At 70.1% G+C, this 15,312-nt stretch carries 15 protein-coding genes and 1 riboswitch; of the genes, 11 read left to right on the plus strand and 4 right to left on the minus strand.

All coding sequences use genetic code 11. From position 1 onward, the window contains the following. Positions 1-6: 6 nt before the first annotated feature. On the minus strand, positions 7-489 hold the full coding sequence (locus tag HGG74_RS11850; protein ID WP_168486559.1) for a cation:proton antiporter regulatory subunit: 483 nt from the start codon (positions 487-489) through the stop codon (positions 7-9). Between the two features lie 55 nt (positions 490-544). On the opposite strand from HGG74_RS11850, the gene HGG74_RS11855 reads away from it, so the two are divergent. Continuing rightward, positions 545-1,450 (plus strand): tryptophan 2,3-dioxygenase, encoded by a 906-nt coding sequence (locus tag HGG74_RS11855; protein WP_168486560.1) that lies wholly within the window; start codon positions 545-547, stop codon positions 1,448-1,450. On the opposite strand, the gene HGG74_RS11860 is transcribed toward HGG74_RS11855, so the two are convergent. After that, positions 1,425-2,867: a D-alanyl-D-alanine carboxypeptidase family protein gene (locus tag HGG74_RS11860; RefSeq protein WP_168486561.1), complete on the minus strand. Its 1,443-nt coding sequence runs from the start codon at positions 2,865-2,867 to the stop codon at positions 1,425-1,427. The genes HGG74_RS11855 and HGG74_RS11860 overlap by 26 nt on opposite strands. A gap of 80 nt (positions 2,868-2,947) precedes the next feature. Here HGG74_RS11860 and dcd point away from each other — a divergent pair, with 80 nt between their 5' ends. Next, positions 2,948-3,529, plus strand: a complete 582-nt coding sequence (dcd, locus tag HGG74_RS11865) for a dCTP deaminase (RefSeq protein ID WP_168486562.1) — start codon at positions 2,948-2,950, stop codon at positions 3,527-3,529. 52 nt (positions 3,530-3,581) lie between these two features. Here the strand turns inward: dcd and HGG74_RS11870 are convergent, their stop codons facing one another. Further along, on the minus strand, positions 3,582-4,964 hold the full coding sequence (locus HGG74_RS11870; protein ID WP_168486563.1) for an MFS transporter: 1,383 nt from the start codon (positions 4,962-4,964) through the stop codon (positions 3,582-3,584). Positions 4,965-5,183: 219 nt separating this feature from the next. Between HGG74_RS11870 and HGG74_RS11875 the strand changes: the two genes are divergently transcribed. Genes HGG74_RS11875 through mnhG form a run of 6 tightly spaced genes read left to right on the plus strand, consistent with a single transcriptional unit; the run spans position 5,184 to position 11,609 of the window. Next, on the plus strand, positions 5,184-8,189 hold the full coding sequence (locus HGG74_RS11875; RefSeq protein ID WP_168486564.1) for a Na+/H+ antiporter subunit A: 3,006 nt from the start codon (positions 5,184-5,186) through the stop codon (positions 8,187-8,189). Beyond that, complete coding sequence (locus tag HGG74_RS11880) at positions 8,186-8,668, plus strand: Na(+)/H(+) antiporter subunit C (RefSeq protein WP_168486565.1); 483 nt, start codon at positions 8,186-8,188, stop codon at positions 8,666-8,668. The genes HGG74_RS11875 and HGG74_RS11880 overlap by 4 nt, the downstream gene beginning before the upstream one ends. Further along, a complete protein-coding gene (locus tag HGG74_RS11885) occupies positions 8,665-10,311 on the plus strand; it encodes a Na+/H+ antiporter subunit D (protein ID WP_168486567.1) in 1,647 nt (548 codons plus the stop codon). The genes HGG74_RS11880 and HGG74_RS11885 overlap by 4 nt, the downstream gene beginning before the upstream one ends. Then, the gene (locus HGG74_RS11890) at positions 10,308-10,895 is read left to right on the plus strand and encodes a Na+/H+ antiporter subunit E (protein ID WP_168486569.1); all 588 of its coding nucleotides are present in this window, start codon (positions 10,308-10,310) and stop codon (positions 10,893-10,895) included. Before HGG74_RS11885 ends, HGG74_RS11890 begins: the two co-directional genes overlap by 4 nt. Next, on the plus strand, positions 10,892-11,176 hold the full coding sequence (locus HGG74_RS11895; protein WP_205761783.1) for an MrpF/PhaF family protein: 285 nt from the start codon (positions 10,892-10,894) through the stop codon (positions 11,174-11,176). Before HGG74_RS11890 ends, HGG74_RS11895 begins: the two co-directional genes overlap by 4 nt. Further along, positions 11,166-11,609 (plus strand): monovalent cation/H(+) antiporter subunit G, encoded by a 444-nt coding sequence (gene mnhG, locus HGG74_RS11900; RefSeq protein WP_168486571.1) that lies wholly within the window; start codon positions 11,166-11,168, stop codon positions 11,607-11,609. The genes HGG74_RS11895 and mnhG overlap by 11 nt, the downstream gene beginning before the upstream one ends. On the opposite strand, the gene HGG74_RS11905 is transcribed toward mnhG, so the two are convergent. Then, positions 11,606-11,866, minus strand: coding sequence for a DUF4235 domain-containing protein (locus HGG74_RS11905; RefSeq protein ID WP_168486573.1), 261 nt, complete (start codon positions 11,864-11,866; stop codon positions 11,606-11,608). The genes mnhG and HGG74_RS11905 overlap by 4 nt on opposite strands. Positions 11,867-12,148: 282 nt before the next feature. Continuing rightward, positions 12,149-12,280: riboswitch (TPP riboswitch) on the plus strand. A gap of 69 nt (positions 12,281-12,349) precedes the next feature. On the opposite strand from HGG74_RS11905, the gene HGG74_RS11910 reads away from it, so the two are divergent. The 3 genes from HGG74_RS11910 to HGG74_RS11920 are packed head-to-tail and all read left to right on the plus strand — an operon-like array spanning position 12,350 to position 15,311. Further along, positions 12,350-12,985, plus strand: coding sequence for an ECF transporter S component (locus tag HGG74_RS11910; RefSeq protein ID WP_168486575.1), 636 nt, complete (start codon positions 12,350-12,352; stop codon positions 12,983-12,985). Next, the gene (locus HGG74_RS11915) at positions 12,985-14,520 is read left to right on the plus strand and encodes an ABC transporter ATP-binding protein (RefSeq protein ID WP_168486577.1); all 1,536 of its coding nucleotides are present in this window, start codon (positions 12,985-12,987) and stop codon (positions 14,518-14,520) included. Before HGG74_RS11910 ends, HGG74_RS11915 begins: the two co-directional genes overlap by 1 nt. Continuing rightward, positions 14,517-15,311 carry an energy-coupling factor transporter transmembrane component T family protein gene (locus HGG74_RS11920; RefSeq protein WP_168486578.1) on the plus strand — a complete coding sequence of 265 codons (795 nt, stop codon included), beginning with the start codon at positions 14,517-14,519 and terminating at the stop codon, positions 15,309-15,311. The genes HGG74_RS11915 and HGG74_RS11920 overlap by 4 nt, the downstream gene beginning before the upstream one ends. Position 15,312 lies beyond the last annotated feature (1 nt).

Below are 15,312 nucleotides of genomic sequence, written 5' to 3' on the forward strand. Positions count from 1 at the left end.
GGCAGCCTAGCTTCCGTGCAAAATGGCAGCCGCGGCGTCGAGCCCGTCCGGTGTGCCGACCACAACGAGCAGGTCGCCCGGTTCGATCACGTCGTTCGGCGAGGGTGAGGGCAGCACTTGGCCTTCCCGCAGCATGGCCACCACGGAGGCGCCCGTGCGCGTCCGCATTCTCGTGTCACCCAACGGACGGCCGGCGAACGGGGTGCCGTCGGTGACCAGGAACTGGCGCGTGCTCACGCCCGGCAGGTTGCTGTGTTCCTCGGCCAGCTGGGCCACCAGCTGCGGTCCGCCGAGCAGGCTGCCCAAGGTTGCGGCCTCCTCGATGCTCAGCGGGATCGAGGCCAGGCAGGCGTCGGGATCGTCGACCTTGGAGATAATCAGCTCGGTCTGGCCGTCACGCTGGATGACGAGGCCCACCCGGCGGCCGTTGCCGAGTACGATCTCCCGGCGGATTCCGATGCCCGGCAGCGGCGTTTCTTGTACATCCATGGCATAACTCTAGACCGCCCGGACAGGCGGGATCCGGTGGCCGTAATGTTGTCCCATGGCGGTGGACAAGAACACCCGCAGCATCGAGAGCGGGATCGAAACCGATTTCTCCGGCAAGCTCAGCTACGGCTCCTACCTGCAGCTGGACCGGCTGCTTTCGGCGCAGGTACCGGTCAGCCGGCCGGAACACCACGACGAGCTGCTGTTCATCATCCAGCACCAGACCACCGAGCTCTGGTTCAAGCTGGTGCTGCACGAACTGGCTGCGGTCCGCCGGCTGCTGCAGGCGGACGACCTGCGCTCTGCCCTGAAGGGCATTGCCCGCATCAAGCACATCCAGCACATCCTCACCGAGCAGTGGTCGGTGCTGGCCACCCTCACCCCGGCGGAATACGCCGAATTCCGCGGGGACCTGGGCCCGGCCTCGGGCTTCCAGTCCTTCCAGTACCGGGCCGTCGAATTCCTGCTGGGCAACAAGAACGCCGGCATGCTCAAAGTCTTCGAGGGCAACCCGGCGGCCCACCGGATGCTCGCCGGGCTGCTGGAACAGAGCAGCATCTACGACGAGTTCCTGGCCCTGCTGCACCGGCGCGGCTACGCCGTGCCCGAGCGGCTGTTGGCGCGCGACTTCCGCCAGGCCCACGTCTTCGAGCCGGAACTGGTGCAGACCTTCAAGCACATCTACGAGCATGCGCAGGAGAACTGGGAGATCTACGAGGCCTGCGAGGAGCTGGTGGACCTGGAGGACAATTTCCAGCTCTGGCGCTTCCGCCACCTGAAGACGGTGGAGCGGATCATCGGCCTGAAGCCCGGCACCGGCGGCTCCTCCGGCGCCGGCTTCCTGCGCAAGGCCCTGGACCTGACCTTCTTCCCCGAACTGTTCGCGGTCCGCACCGACATCGGCCGGCCCGGTGCCGGCGGCGGCTCGGCGCCGGCTACCGGAAGACGTTCCGGGACTTAAAGCCGGTGGATTCGGTGCTGCGGGTGCCGAAGGCGCCCTGGCTGTACGGGTAGTACTTCAAGGTGCCGTTGCCGAACCTGGCCATCAGGCCGGTGCTGCCCTTGCCGGTATAGCCGCGCAGCGGGGTCAGGCCGGCGACGGCGTCCCAGCCGCGGGAGCCGATCCTGCGGGCCGTGCCGCTGAGCTTCCCGGCGCCGTCGCCGCGCTGGACATAGAGCGCCTGGCCGCGCACGGCGAGCAGATCCTGGCGGCCGTCCTGGTCCCAGTCCGCCATGGTGAGCCGGCTGGCGGCGAAGCCGGAGGCGACGGTAATGCCCTTCGAGACGGCCCCGCCGGAGGCGTTGCGGTAGTAGCGCAGGGCCCCGGACGAGGTCCGGCCGACGAGGCCGGGGTACTTGTGCGTGCCGGACCAGCGGCCGGCGGCCAGGGTGATGCCCCTGAAGCCGCTGCCGGCCCGGACCGGATTCCTGAACCCGCCGCCGGCCTTGCCGTAATTGACCAGCAGGCGCCCGTCCTTCATCTGCAGCAGCAGGTCGCGCACGCCGTCGCGGTTCCAATCCAGCGCGAAACCGGCCTGCACCGTGTCGTAGCCGCCGCTGTCGATCCTGACCCGGGGCCCCAGCCTGCCGGTACCTCCCGGGTAACGCCAGAGCTCGCCGGCGGAATCGGCGGCCAGCAGGTCGGCGCCGCTGCGGATGCTCGGTTTGCCCAGCACGTAGTAGTGCTCCAGCGTGGGAACCTTCCCGGCCCGCAGGGCAGCGGCCAGTTTGACCCCCACGTAGCGCAGGTGCCACGGCTCGTAGGTGTAGCCGGTGACCTGCTGCTGGCCCTTGGGATAGCGGATGATGAAGCCGTACCGGTACGCGTTCCGGGCCACCCACCTGCCTTCGGCGGTGCTGCCGAAGCAGGCCGCCAGGCCGCAGGAACCCGAGGCCAGTCCCACGTCCACGGCCAGGCCGGTCTGGTGCTCGCTGTAGCCGGGCCGGGCCGAGATGGTGTCCGCGTAGGCCCGGCCGTAGCTGCGCACATAGGAGGCGTAGAGCGCATCCTGCTGGGCATAGGAACGGTAGGCGCTGATCACGGCCAGCCGGTGTCCGGCCTTGCGGGCACCGCTGAAGAGCCCGGCCAGCTTGCCGGCTGCCTCGGTGCGGAGGGCAAAGCTGGTGCCCTTGATAGTGGCCAGGTCCGCAGGCCGGTACCTCAGCGGGCTGAGTGGATGGTCCTTGTTGACGAAGACCGTAATGCTGCCGGCGTCGCGCACCGGCTCCGCCGCGCGGGCCGGCTGTGCCGGCAGCAGGGGAGTAGCGGGCAGGCCCACGCCCGCCAGGCACAGCGCGGCCGCCGCTGCGGCGGCCAGCGCTGTCCGCAGCCGCGTGCGCGGAGACTTTAGCTGCCGGGAGTTGCCGTCGGTGCCCACCTGTTCATGGTGCCAGCAAAGCGGCAGTTCCGGCATCGCAGCCGGTCGGTGAGCCGGCCCGGATGCGATATTTTTAGTAGGTGCTGCTCTCCGACCGTGATATCCGCGCCGAACTTGATGCCGAACGGATCGTCCTGGACCCCTACCTGCCGGACATGATCCAGCCCTCCAGCGTGGATGTGCGCATCGACAGGTTCTTCCGGCTCTTCGACAACCACAAGTACGCCCACATCGATCCCTCCGAAGAGCAGCCGGAACTGACCCGGCTGGTCGAAGTGGAGCCTGATGAGCCGCTGATCCTGCACCCGGGCGAATTCGTGCTCGGTTCCACCTACGAGACGGTCACGCTGCCCGAGGATATTGCCGCGCGCCTGGAGGGCAAGTCCTCGCTGGGCCGGCTGGGCCTGCTCACGCACTCCACCGCCGGGTTCATCGACCCGGGATTCTCCGGCCACGTGACCCTGGAGCTGTCCAACATGGCCACGCTGCCGATCAAGCTCTGGCCCGGCTCCAAGATCGGGCAGCTGTGCTTCTTCCGCCTGACCTCCCCGGCCGAGCACCCGTACGGGTCCGGGGAGTACGGCAACCGCTACCAGGGCCAGCGCGGCCCGACGGCCTCACGCAGCTACCTCAACTTCCACCGCACGCTCATCGGCCGCTGACCCCTTCCATCGACGTCGCACATCACGCCCTTTCCGGACCCGGGAAGGGGCATCATGTGCCACGTCGATCCGGTTTGGGGCGGGGAAGGTGCGGCGGCGGCTTCACCGGCAGCAGGACGAGCAGTCCGGCCAGCAGCACCACCAGGATGCCCAGGATGCCGAAGCGCTGCGAGCCGAAGATGCCGATGCACGCGGCGAACAGCGACGGCGCGAGGAAACTGACCGCCCGGCCCGTGGTCGCGTAGAGGCCGAAGAGTCCGCCTTCCTCGCCCTCCGGGGCCAGCCGGGCCAGGTAGGCCCGGGAGGAGGACTGGGCAGGACCGACGAAGAGGCACAGCAGCAGCCCGAAGACCCAGAAGGTCAGCGTCCCGTCGAATGCGACGCCGAAGAGCACGTGTTCGTCCGGGCCCAGGGCCAGCAGGGCGCCGCCGGTGGCCAGCAGCCCGGCCAGCGCGCCGATGATCACCGCCTTGGGACCGGCCCGGTCGTCGAGGAAACCGCCGGCGACGGCGCCGGCGGCCGCCACGATATTGCCGGCGATCGCGAAGACGATGACCTCCGTGAGGGCGAAGCCGAAGGTGCCGGCCGCGATCACGCCGCCGAAGGTAAAGACCGCTGCCAGCCCGTCCCGGAACACCGCGCTGGCCAGCAGGAAGTAGATGGTGTGCGGGTCCGTGCGGTACAGGGCCCTGATCCGGCGGGCCAGCAGCCGGTAGGAGGACAGGATGCCTGCCGCCGGGCCCCCGGGCCGGCGCGGGACCTCCGGCACGGCGAACAGCACCGGCAGCGCGAAGAGCAGGAACCACAGGGCCGAGAAGACCGCCACGAGACGGATGTTCAGCCCGTCCTCCGCCGTGGCGCCGAACCAGCCGGTCTCCGGCAGCACGAAGCCGGCCAGCACCAGGGCCAGGGCCGCGATGCCGCCGGCGTAGCCCATGGCCCAGCCGAATCCGCTGATCCTGCCGATGCTGGCAGGAGTGGAGACCTGGGGGAGCATGGCGTTGTAGTTGACGTTGGCGAACTCGTAGAACACGTTGGCCAGCGCGATCAGCGCCACCCCCGGCAGCAGGAACTCCGGGGACGGCCGGATGAAGAAGCACAGGGCGGTCAGCACTGCCACCGCCGCGCTGTTGATGCCCAGGAAGAGCCTGCGGCGGCCGCCGGCATCCGAGCGCTGTCCGGTCACCGGAGCCAGCAGGGCAATGGCGGCCCCGGAAGCGGCCAGGCCCCAGCCCAGCACGGCCGAGGTATGGGCCTCGCCGCCGAAGGCATCGGAGGTGAGGTAGACGGTGAAGACGAAGGTGGTCATCACCGCGTTGAAGGCGGCGGAACCCCAGTCCCAGGACGCCCAGGCCAGCACCCGGACGGCACGGGCCGGGAACCGTCCGGACCGGGCGCCGGCCGGCCGGGAGGGGCTGTTCGCGGTGCGGCTCATACCGTGATGCTATCGGCCCCGGCGCCGGATGCACCGGCACCGGCGGCTGCCGGGCACAAGCCGGGCAAAGGCCGGTTTAGGCCGAGGTGAACCGGGTCACGCCGGAGCGTCGCCGGGCAGCCGGACGTATGCCTTTGCTAGCATGGAAGCGGGCCGTCCCGCCGTCCGCAGGCATTTCCTTGTCCCCGACAAGCCCAGAAAGGTGCTCCGGAGAAAACCGTGCTCATTGTGCTCACCCTGCTCTTTGCGGTGGCCTTTGCAGCGCCCTTAATCTTCCGGAAACTCGGCCGCTCCACGTTCTATCTGCTGGCCGCCGTGCCCGCCGGCGGCTTCGTCTGGCTGCTGGCCACCTTCGGACGGTACATCGGCACGGACCAGCGGGCGCTCGACGGCGCGCCGAACGCCCCGCCGTCGGAAGCGGTGGCCTGGATCCCCCAGCTGCGGCTGGAACTGGCCTTCCGGATGGACGCACTCTCGGCGGTGCTCGCCCTGCTGATCCTGGGCGTCGGCGCGCTGGTGCTCTTCTACTGCGCCCGCTACTTCCGGTCCGGGGACAGCCACATCGGACCGTTCGGGGCGCAGCTGCTGGCCTTTGCCGGAGCGATGTTCGGCCTGGTCATCACCGATGACCTGATCATGCTCTATGTCTTCTGGGAACTGACCACCATCCTGTCCTACCTGCTGATCGGGTTTGCCCGGCAGCGCCTGGCCGCACGCCGCTCGGCGCTGATGGCCCTGATGGTCACCACTTTCGGCGGCCTGGCCATGCTGGCGGGCCTGGTCCTGCTGGGCCAGCATGCCGGGACCTACCGGATTTCCGAGATTCTCGCCGCGGCTCCGGCCCTGCTGGCAGAGGGCGCCGTTGCAGAGGTTGCCATCGTGCTGATCCTGGCCGGCGCCGTCAGCAAATCGGCGCTGGTGCCCTTCCACTTCTGGCTGCCGGCGGCCATGGCCGCCCCCACCCCGGTCAGCGCCTACCTGCACGCGGCCGCCATGGTCAAGGCCGGGATCTACCTGGTCGCCAGGCTCGCTCCCGGGTTCGCCGGCACCGGGTACTGGGACGCGGTGGTGACGGTGCTCGGGCTGCTGACCATGCTGGTGGGCGGCTGGCAGGCCCTGCGGCAGTTCGACCTGAAGCTGCTGCTGGCCTACGGAACCGTCAGCCAGCTCGGCTTCCTCACCCTGGTAGTCGGCCTGGGCGGCCGGGATGCCGCCCTGGCCGGGCTTGGCCTGCTGCTGGCGCACGGGCTGTTCAAGGCGACGCTGTTCCTGGTGGTCGGCATCATTGACCACCAGTCCGGCACCCGCGACATCCGCGAGCTCTCCGGGATCCACCGGGCGGCACCGGTGCTGTTTTCGGTCGCACTGGTGGGCGCGGCGTCCATGGCAGGAGTGCCCCCGCTGCTGGGCTTCGTGGCCAAGGAATCCGTCTACGAAACGTTCTTCCACCAGGCGCAGCACGGCGGCTGGACGGACTGGGTGGTGCTTGCCGGCGTGGTAGCCGGTTCCATGCTGACCTTCGCCTACAGCGCCCGTTTTGTCTGGGGCGGCTTCGCCACCAAGCCGGGCGTGGAGCCGACGGCGTTCACCCCGGTCTCCCGGGCCTTCCTTGCCTCCCCGGCGGTCCTGGCCGCCGCCACGGTCCTGTTCGGCCTGTGGCCGGTCCCGGTGGACGCCGCGGTGCAGCCGTACACCTCGCTGTTCCCCTCCGACGGCGGCGCCGACGGCCACCTGGCGCTCTGGCACGGCCTGACCCCTGCGCTGGGCCTGACGGCGCTCACCCTGGCCGCGGGGCTGCTGCTCTTCCGCGGCCGGCGGCGCATCGAGCGGCTCCAGCGCAGGAGCATCCGGTTCCTCGATGCCGAACGGGCTTACCGCGGCGCCGTGGGCGTGCTGGACGAGTTCGCCATCTGGATCACCGGCCGCACCCAGCGCGGGTCGCTGATCTTCTACCTCTTCGTGATCCTGTCCGTGGCGGTGGCCGCCCCGGTGACCGTCCTGCTGGTCATGGGCGCGCCCTGGCCGGCGGACTGGGTCTGGTTCGACAGCCCCGTCCAGGCGCTGGCCGGCCTGGCCGTGATTACCGGGGCGCTGGCCGCCGTCCGGGCGAACAAGCGCTTCCTGGCCGTGCTGATGGTCTCGGTCACCGGTTACGGCATCGCCCTGATCTTTGCCCTGCAGGGCGCCCCGGACCTGGCACTGACCCAGATGCTGGTGGAGACCATCATGCTGGTGGCCATCGTCCTGGCGCTGCGCTCGCTGCCGGCCCGGCTCTGGCTGCGGCCTCCGGGCGGATACCGTCTGCTGCGCGCCGCGGTGGGCCTGGCCTTCGGCCTGGCCATGATGGCCATCGCGGCGGTGGCCATGGCCTCCCGCACGGCTGAACCGATCTCCAGGGCATTTCCGCAGCTGGCCTACGAAGGCGGGGGCGGGGCGAACATCGTCAACGTCACGTTGGTGGACATCCGGGCGTGGGACACTTTCGGCGAGATTTCGGTGCTCGCCCTGGCCGCCACCGGCGTCGCCAGCCTGATCTTCGTCCGCGGCCGCGGTGACAAGCGCCAGCGCGCCGAGTCGGTGCCGACCGGCTCGGTGGACCTGCTGGCCGAGGTGGACGATGAGCAGGGGAGCCAAAACTCCGCCGTGCTCGCCGCCCGGCGGCGATTTGGCGCGGCAGCCCGTGATGCCTGGCTGGTGGCCGGACGCACGCTGGCCCCGGAGCGGCGTTCGATCATCTTCGAAGTGGTGACCCGGTTGATCTTCCACTCCGTGATGGTCTTCTCCGTCTACCTGCTGCTGACCGGACACAACCTGCCCGGCGGCGGGTTCGCCGGCGGGCTCCTGGCCGGCACGGCCCTGGCGGTCCGCTACCTGGCCGGCGGCCGGGTGGAACTGGCCGAGGCCACGCCGGTCAGCGCCGGCGTGCTGCTCGCCGCCGGCCTGGGCACGGCCTCGCTGACCGCCGTCGCCCCGCTGTTCTTCGGTGGCCAAGTCTTCCAAAGCGCCATCATCCACTTCAGTTTGCCGGTCTTCGGGGACCACAAGTTCGTCACCTCCACCATCTTCGACATCGGCGTGTACCTGGTGGTGGTGGGATTGGTCCTGGATGTGCTGCGCAGTTTCGGCGCCGAAATCGACGAGCGCGGCGAGGCTGCTGCCCGCCGCCCCAAGCACGCAGTCCGGGACGAGGCGCTCGAACCACTGGATGAAGAGGTGTCGCGGTGACGGCGAACGTTACGCTGCTGGCAGTCATCGGCGTGCTTTTCGGCGTCGGCATCTACCTGATCCTCGGACGCAGCCTGACCCGGGTCATGCTGGGCCTGATGCTGCTGACCAACGGGGCGAACGTTTTGATCCTGGCCACCGGGGGAGCGGCAGGCCTGGCACCGCTGTACGGTTCCGGCATCCCGGCCCAGGCGTATAACGATCCGCTGCCGCAGGCGCTGATCCTGACCTCCATCGTCATTTCCTTCGCGGTGACCGCCTTTATGCTCGGCATCATCTACCGCTCCTGGGTGCTGGGCCGCCAGGACGAAGTCCAGGACGACATCGAGGACCGCCGCGTGGCCAACCAGCCCAGTTACGACGCCGAGGACGACGCGGAAATGCCGGCCGAGACCACCGAGTTTCTTCGGGCCGAGGCAGAAGAGGCTCCGGGCAGCCGGCCTGTGCCCGGGCAAGTGCGCGCAGAGGAGGAACGATGAACGCCGCGTCCCTGGCCCCGCTGGCCGTCGTCCTGCCGTTTATCGGCGCCGCCCTCGCCTTCCTGCTCATCCGGGTGCCCCGGGCGCAGCGCGTGGTCACGATCTCCATCCTGTCCCTGACCCTGCTGCTGGAGATCTACCTGCTGTACTCGGCATGGACCGCCGGCGTGCAGGCGGTGAACCTGGGCGGCTGGCTGCCGCCCTACGGGATCAGCATGGTGGTGGACGAGTTCTCCTCGCTGATGCTGGTAGTCTCCACCTCCGTCAGCCTCGCGGTGCTGGTCTATGCCACCGGGCAGGGTATGGCCGACGGCGACGAGGAGGGGCCGGTCTCGATCTTCCACCCCACCTACATGATCCTGGTGGCCGGGGTCTCCAACGCCTTTTTGACCGCCGACCTGTTCAATCTCTACGTCGGCTTCGAGATCCTGCTGACCGCCAGCTACGTGCTCATGACCATGGGGGGAACCGGGCCGCGGGTCCGGGCCGGTGTGACCTACGTGGTGGTCAGCGTGATCTCCTCGGTGCTCTTCCTCGTGGCCATTGCGATGGTCTACGCGGCCACCGGCACCATCAACATGGCCGATCTGGCCCTGCGGCTGGACGAGTTGGATCCGGCCACGAACATGATGCTGCACTTGATGCTGGTGGTGGCCTTTGGCATCAAGGCCGCCATGTTCCCGCTGTCCTTCTGGCTGCCGGACTCCTACCCCACGGCCCCGGCGCCGGTCACCGCGGTATTCGCCGGCCTGCTGACCAAGGTCGGCGTCTATGCCCTGGTCCGGACCGAGACGCTGCTCTTCCCCGGGGACCGGATCAACACCCTGCTGATGGTCACGGCCCTGCTGACCATGATCGTGGGCATCCTGGGCGCGCTCGCCCAGATCGACATCAAGCGTATGCTCTCCTTCACCCTGGTCAGCCACATCGGCTACATGGTCTTCGGCCTTGCCATGTCCACGCGGCTGGGCCTGGCCGCAGCGGTGTACTACGTGGCACACCACATCATTGTGCAGACCAGCTTGTTCCTGGTGGCGGGGCTGATCGAACGGCGTGGCGGAACCACCAACATGGACCGGCTGGGAGGCCTGGCCCGGCTCTCGCCGGTGCTGGCGGTGCTGTTCTTCGTGCCGGCGATGAACCTGGCAGGCATCCCGCCGTTCTCGGGTTTCCTCGGAAAGCTCGGGCTGCTCCAGGGCGGCGTGGATCTGGGCACGCCCGTGGCGTACCTGCTCGTGGCCGGCGGCGTGCTCACCTCGCTGCTGACGCTGCTGGCCATGGCACGGGTGTGGAACCGCGCCTTCTGGCGTATCCCCGAGGACGCCGAGCACCCGGATCCGGTGCTCCTGGCCACCACGGCGGACGGCTCGATGCTGCGCACCTCGCGGTCCGTCTCCCACAAGCCGTCCGGCCGGTTCACCGGCAAGGGCTCCGTCGCACTGCTGCCGCGCACCATGATGGCCCCTACCGCCGGCCTGGTGCTCCTCGGCGTCGCCCTGACGGTGTTCGCCGGACCGCTGTTCGAGCTCAGCGACTATGCAGCCGGGCAGATGCTCGAACGCACCCCGTACATCGACGCCGTGCTCGGCCCGGGGACGGGTGCCGGCACCGACGGAAGCATCAGCGAAGGAGCAGGACCATGAAGCGCCCGGACCGGCGGCCCCGGATCCCGTTCCTGACCGAACTGCCCCTGCTCATCTGGCTGGTGCTGCTCTGGGGGGCGCTCTGGCAGGACTTTAGCGCCGGCAACCTGCTGTTCGGCGCCCTCATCGCAGTGGTGGTGGTGAACCTGTTCTACCTGCCCCCGGTGGAACTGGGCGGACGGCTGAACGTCCTTGCCGGTGTGCTGTTCCTGGTGAAGTTCGTCTACCAGGTGGCCGTGGCCAGCTTCCAGGTCTTCTGGCTGGCCGTGGCCGCCGGTCCCAGGATCCGCAATGCGGTGCTGGCAGTGCGGCTGCGCACCCGGTCCGACCTGATCCTCACCGCCACCGGGCACGCGATTTCACTGATTCCGGGCAGCCTGGTGGTGGAAGTGGACCGCTCCACCTCCACCCTCTACCTGCACTGCCTGAACATTCCGGGGCCGCGGGAAGCCGAGGCCTTCCGCGGCCAGGTGCTGCGGATCGAGGCGGCGCTGATCCGCGCCTTCGGCACCCGGGAGGAACTGGCACTGGTCCGGGCGGAAACCGGCAGCGGGCCGGTCCCGGAAGAAGCGGGGAAGCCATGACCGAAAGCTTGGCGGGGGCCGTCCTGGTGGCGGTTGCCGCGCTCCTGACGGTGTCCGCGGCCGCGGCCATTGTCCGCACCATCAGGGGCCCGTCCCTGCTGGACAGGGTGCTGGCCATCGACGTACTGCTCTCCGTGGTCTCGGCGGCACTGATTACCGAGATGGCCGTGAACGGGCACCAGAACAATCTGGTCCTGGTGGTGGTCATCTGCCTGGTCGGCTTCATCGGCTCAGTGACCGTCGCCCGGTTCGTCATCGACAGGCGGCCCCATGAACATTGACCTGCTGCTGGACCTTGCCTCGGCGGCCTGCCTGGTGATCGGGGCCCTGATGTCCCTCGCAGCCGCCATTGGCCTGCTCCGCTTCCCCGACCTGCTCTCGCGCATGCACGCGGCCACCAAGCCGCAGGTCTTTGGCCTGCTGCTGCTGCTCACCGGCCTGGGCCTGCAGCTGCGCAGCTGGGCGGTCGTGCCGCTGCTGGCCATTGCCTGGCTGTTCCAGCTGCTGACCGTCCCGGTCTCCGCCCACATGGTGGGGCGGTCCGGCTACCGGACCAAGCACCTGCGCAAGGACACACTCAGCGAGGACGAACTGGACGCGGTGGTGCAAAAGGCCGCCGCCGACCCGGCCGGCGACGGGGCTGCTGCTCGAGTGGGGCGCGAGGGCCCCGCCGTGGCGGCGCAGCCGACACTGCGGGAGCGCCCCAATCCCTAGACCAGGTCCCGGGTCTTCGTGAAGCGCGCGATGGCCCGCTGGGTCCCGCGCTGGGACAGCACCCGGATGACGGTGCTGACGGCGCCGGAGACCAGCGCGAAGGCCAGCGTGGCCCGCAGGCTGTTTTCCATGTCGTCGTCGCGCTTGGGCGAGTCCTTGCCCGTGGCCTTCTTCCAGACGACGTCGATGACCTTGCTGGCAAGCAGGCCCGTGCCGATGCTGACCAGGGTCCCCATGACCTTGAAGAATCCGTCCACTGCAACTCCCGTTCCTCGGCATCCGTCATATCCGGCTCCAGCCTATGCCGCCGAGGGCCCCGCCGCGAGCGCAGCGAGCGGTGGGAGGCGGCGTAGGCGCTATCGCTCGCAGCGAGTGCCGAGGGACCCGACCCGCTGCCCCGTGGTGCTTCGCACCCGGGGACCCGCATGCGGAGCGTGTGGGGCAGGGCGCGAACGGGGAGGCCGGCGTCCCCGGCGCGTCCGCCCCGGCGTCCCGGACCCGGCGGCGACGGTGTAGACTGGAACACGCTGAAAACAGCACATCAACGACAGGGGAGCGTCCGTTCCCGCGGCCTTGGGCCGGCCGGGACGGGACGCTGAGAGTGCGGACCACCGCAGACCCTCGAACCTGCTCCGGTTAGTACCGGCGAAGGGAGTCGAGTTCTCAGAGTGTCCGGAACCGGGCGGCGAGCCGCGCCGGGCCGGGAAGCACTTTCCCCTCCTGTACCTCAGGAGGACAACATGACTGAAGTTCCTGCCACAGCGTCCAAGGCTGCCAGGACCGGCTACCACTGGCGCGTCGTGGACATCGTGGTGGCAGCCCTCATCGCCGTCGCCGGCGGCGTGATCTTCTGGGCCTGGTCCCAGGGCGCCCACCTCGTTTCCGCGCCGCTGAACGCCATCTACCCGCCCCTGACCGGCCTCTACGCCGGCGGCTGGATGATTCCGGCCGTGCTGGGCATGCTCATCATCCGCAAGCCGGGCGCGGCGCTGTTCTGCGAAACCGTCGCCGCCACCGGGGAGCTCATCATGGGGTCGCAGTACGGCACCACGGTGCTGATCTCCGGCCTCCTGCAGGGCCTGGGCGCCGAACTGGTGTTCGCGGCGTTCGTCTACCGGAAGTTCAACCTGCCGGTGTCGCTGCTGGCCGGGGCAGGGGCAGGGCTGTTCTGCGGCCTGAACGACTCCTTTGCGCCGTGGGGCTGGAACATCGCCTATGAGGCCGGGGACAAGCTCGCCTACATCGTGTTCACCGCGGTCTCCGGAGCGATCATTGCCGGGGCCCTGTCCTGGATCGCCACCCGGGGCCTGGCAAGGACCGGGGTGCTCAGCTCCTTCGCGTCCCGCCGGGCCGCCTCGGAGCCGGTCTTTTCCTGATGTCCGCCGACAACAGCAGCGGTCCGGCCGCGGTGCGGCCGGCCGCCGTCTCCGCCCGCGGCTGGGGCTGGCGGCATGCGGGCCGTCCGGCCCCCGCCGTGCATGGCCTGGACCTGGAGATCCTCCCGGGCGAGCGGGTGTTGCTGCTGGGCGCCTCGGGCGCCGGCAAGTCGACGTTGCTGCACGCCCTGGCCGGGGTGCTGGGTGACGACGACGACGGTGCCGACGAGACCGGCACGCTGCTGGTCGACGGCGCCGCGCCCCGGGCCGGCCGCGGCCGGGCCGGGCTGATGCAGCAGGACCCGGAAACCCAGGTGGTGCTCTCCCGGCTGGGCGACGATGTGGCCTTCGGCGCCGAAAACCTTGCCGTGCCCCGGGAGCGGATCTGGCCGCGCGTGCAGGAAGCGCTTGAGGACGTCGGACTGGCCGGCTTTGCCCTGGACCACCCGACGTCGTCCTTGTCCGGCGGACAGAAGCAGCGCCTTGCGCTGGCAGGCATCCTGGCCATGCGCCCCGGGCTGGTCCTGCTGGACGAGCCCACCGCCAACCTGGATCCGGCCGGCGTGCTGGAGGTGCGCGACGCCGTCGGCCGGTGCCTGGACAAGACCGGCGCCACCCTGGTGGTGGTCGAGCACCGCGTAGCCGTGTGGAAGGATCTCGTGGACCGGATCGTGGTGCTGCAGCCGGGCCTCGACGCCCAGGGCCGGCAGCAGCCGGCGGTGCTGCTGGACGGTCCGCCGGAGCAGGTGCTGGCCCGGGCCGGGGCCATGCTCGCCGCCGCCGGGGTGTGGGTGCCCGGCCACCTGCCTGCCACCCGGGCCCGGCGCGGCGACGGCGGCGGCAGCCTGCTGCTGGCCGCCGAGGACCTGGCGGTGTCCCGGGAACGGCAGCGCCGCCGGGGCCCGCGTCCGGTGCCGGTGCAGTCAGGGGTCAACGCCGAGGTCCGGGCCGGCCGGGCCCTGACCATCACCGGCCCCAACGGCGCCGGTAAGTCCACGGTGGCGCTGACCTTGGCCGGACTGCTCGCACCTGCCGCCGGCAGGGTGGTTGCCACGGAGGCGCTCGGCGCAGGTGCGGGAACCGACCCGTACCGGTGGAAGGCGGTGCAGCTGATTTCGCGCATCGGGACCGTTTTCCAGGAGCCCGAGCACCAGTTCGTCGCCGGCACGGTCCGGGACGAGCTCATGTTCGGCCCGCGGCAGCTGGGCCGCGGCGCAGAGCGGGTGGACGAACTGCTCGAGCGGCTGCGCCTGGCACACCTGGCGGAGGCCAACCCCTACACACTCTCCGGCGGCGAGAAACGGCGGTTGTCGGTGGCCACCGTCCTGGCGGCGCACCCGCAGGTGCTCGTGCTCGACGAGCCCACCTTCGGCCAGGACGCGAACACCTGGGCCGAACTGGCCTCGTTCCTCTCCGAACTGCTCGATGCCGGCACCGCGGTGGTTTCCGTGACCCACGACGAGGAATTCAGCGCGGTCCTGGGCGGCACCGGGCTCCGGCTGGGCTCGGCCCCGATGACGGCAGGTGCCGCATGAGGCAGGCCCTGACCCTGCACGGCAGCCAGGCACTGCTGGCGCGGGCCAACCCGCTGGCCAAGTTCGCCGCCGTCATGCTGATCACGCTGGTGCTGGCGCTGTCCATCGACTGGGTGTCCGCGTCCGTGGCGCTGCTGGGCGAGCTGGCGCTCTTCCCGCTGGCCGGGCTGACCGTGCGCCTGCTGTGGCAGCGCGGCTGGCCGCTGATCCTGGCCGCCTTGCTGGGCGGCTGGAGCACCGCGATCCTCTCCGCGGACAGCGGCGAGGTGCTGCTCGACGCAGGCATCTGGTCCATCAGCGAAGGATCGCTGCAGCTGGGGCTGGGGTTCATGCTGCGCGGCCTGGCGATCGCACTGCCGGCGATCCTGCTGATGAGCTGCACGGACCCCACGGACCTGGCCGATGCACTCGCGCAGAAGGCCAGGCTGCCGCACCGCTTCGTGCTGGGCACCCTGGCCGCGCTGCGGCTGGTCGGACTCATGGCGGAGGAGTGGCAGACCATCGGCATGGCGCGCCGGGCCCGCGGCGTCGGCGCGCAGGGCGGCCCGCTGCGGCGGGCGCACGCGATGCTGGGGCAGAGCTTTGGGCTGCTGGTCCAGGCCATCCGGCGGGCCTCCCGGCTGGCGGTGACCATGGAGGCCCGCGGCTTCGGCGGCGCCCGGCGCAGCTGGGCGCGGGAATCGACGTTCAGCACCATCGATGTGTGGGTGGTGCTGGGCGGGCTGCTGATCGCCGGCGCCGCCCTGGCAGCGGCGGTGGGCGCCGGGACCTGGAACCTGGTGTTTGCCTGAG

This window comes from Arthrobacter mobilis, assembly GCF_012395835.1.
Taxonomy (GTDB): Bacteria; Actinomycetota; Actinomycetes; order Actinomycetales; family Micrococcaceae; genus Crystallibacter; species Crystallibacter mobilis.

Excerpts from the sequence above, each read along its gene's own strand:
- HGG74_RS11850 (WP_168486559.1), bottom strand. The coding sequence starts at position 489 with ATGGATGTACAAGAAACGCCGCTGCCGGGCATCGGAATCCGCCGGGAG.
- HGG74_RS11855 (WP_168486560.1), top strand. The coding sequence starts at position 545 with ATGGCGGTGGACAAGAACACCCGCAGCATCGAGAGCGGGATCGAAACC.
- HGG74_RS11870 (WP_168486563.1), bottom strand. The coding sequence starts at position 4,964 with ATGAGCCGCACCGCGAACAGCCCCTCCCGGCCGGCCGGCGCCCGGTCC.
- HGG74_RS11885 (WP_168486567.1), top strand. The coding sequence starts at position 8,665 with ATGAACGCCGCGTCCCTGGCCCCGCTGGCCGTCGTCCTGCCGTTTATC.
- HGG74_RS11890 (WP_168486569.1), top strand. The coding sequence starts at position 10,308 with ATGAAGCGCCCGGACCGGCGGCCCCGGATCCCGTTCCTGACCGAACTG.
- HGG74_RS11895 (WP_205761783.1), top strand. The coding sequence starts at position 10,892 with ATGACCGAAAGCTTGGCGGGGGCCGTCCTGGTGGCGGTTGCCGCGCTC.
- mnhG (WP_168486571.1), top strand. The coding sequence starts at position 11,166 with ATGAACATTGACCTGCTGCTGGACCTTGCCTCGGCGGCCTGCCTGGTG.
- HGG74_RS11910 (WP_168486575.1), top strand. The coding sequence starts at position 12,350 with ATGACTGAAGTTCCTGCCACAGCGTCCAAGGCTGCCAGGACCGGCTAC.
- HGG74_RS11915 (WP_168486577.1), top strand. The coding sequence starts at position 12,985 with ATGTCCGCCGACAACAGCAGCGGTCCGGCCGCGGTGCGGCCGGCCGCC.
- HGG74_RS11920 (WP_168486578.1), top strand. The coding sequence starts at position 14,517 with ATGAGGCAGGCCCTGACCCTGCACGGCAGCCAGGCACTGCTGGCGCGG.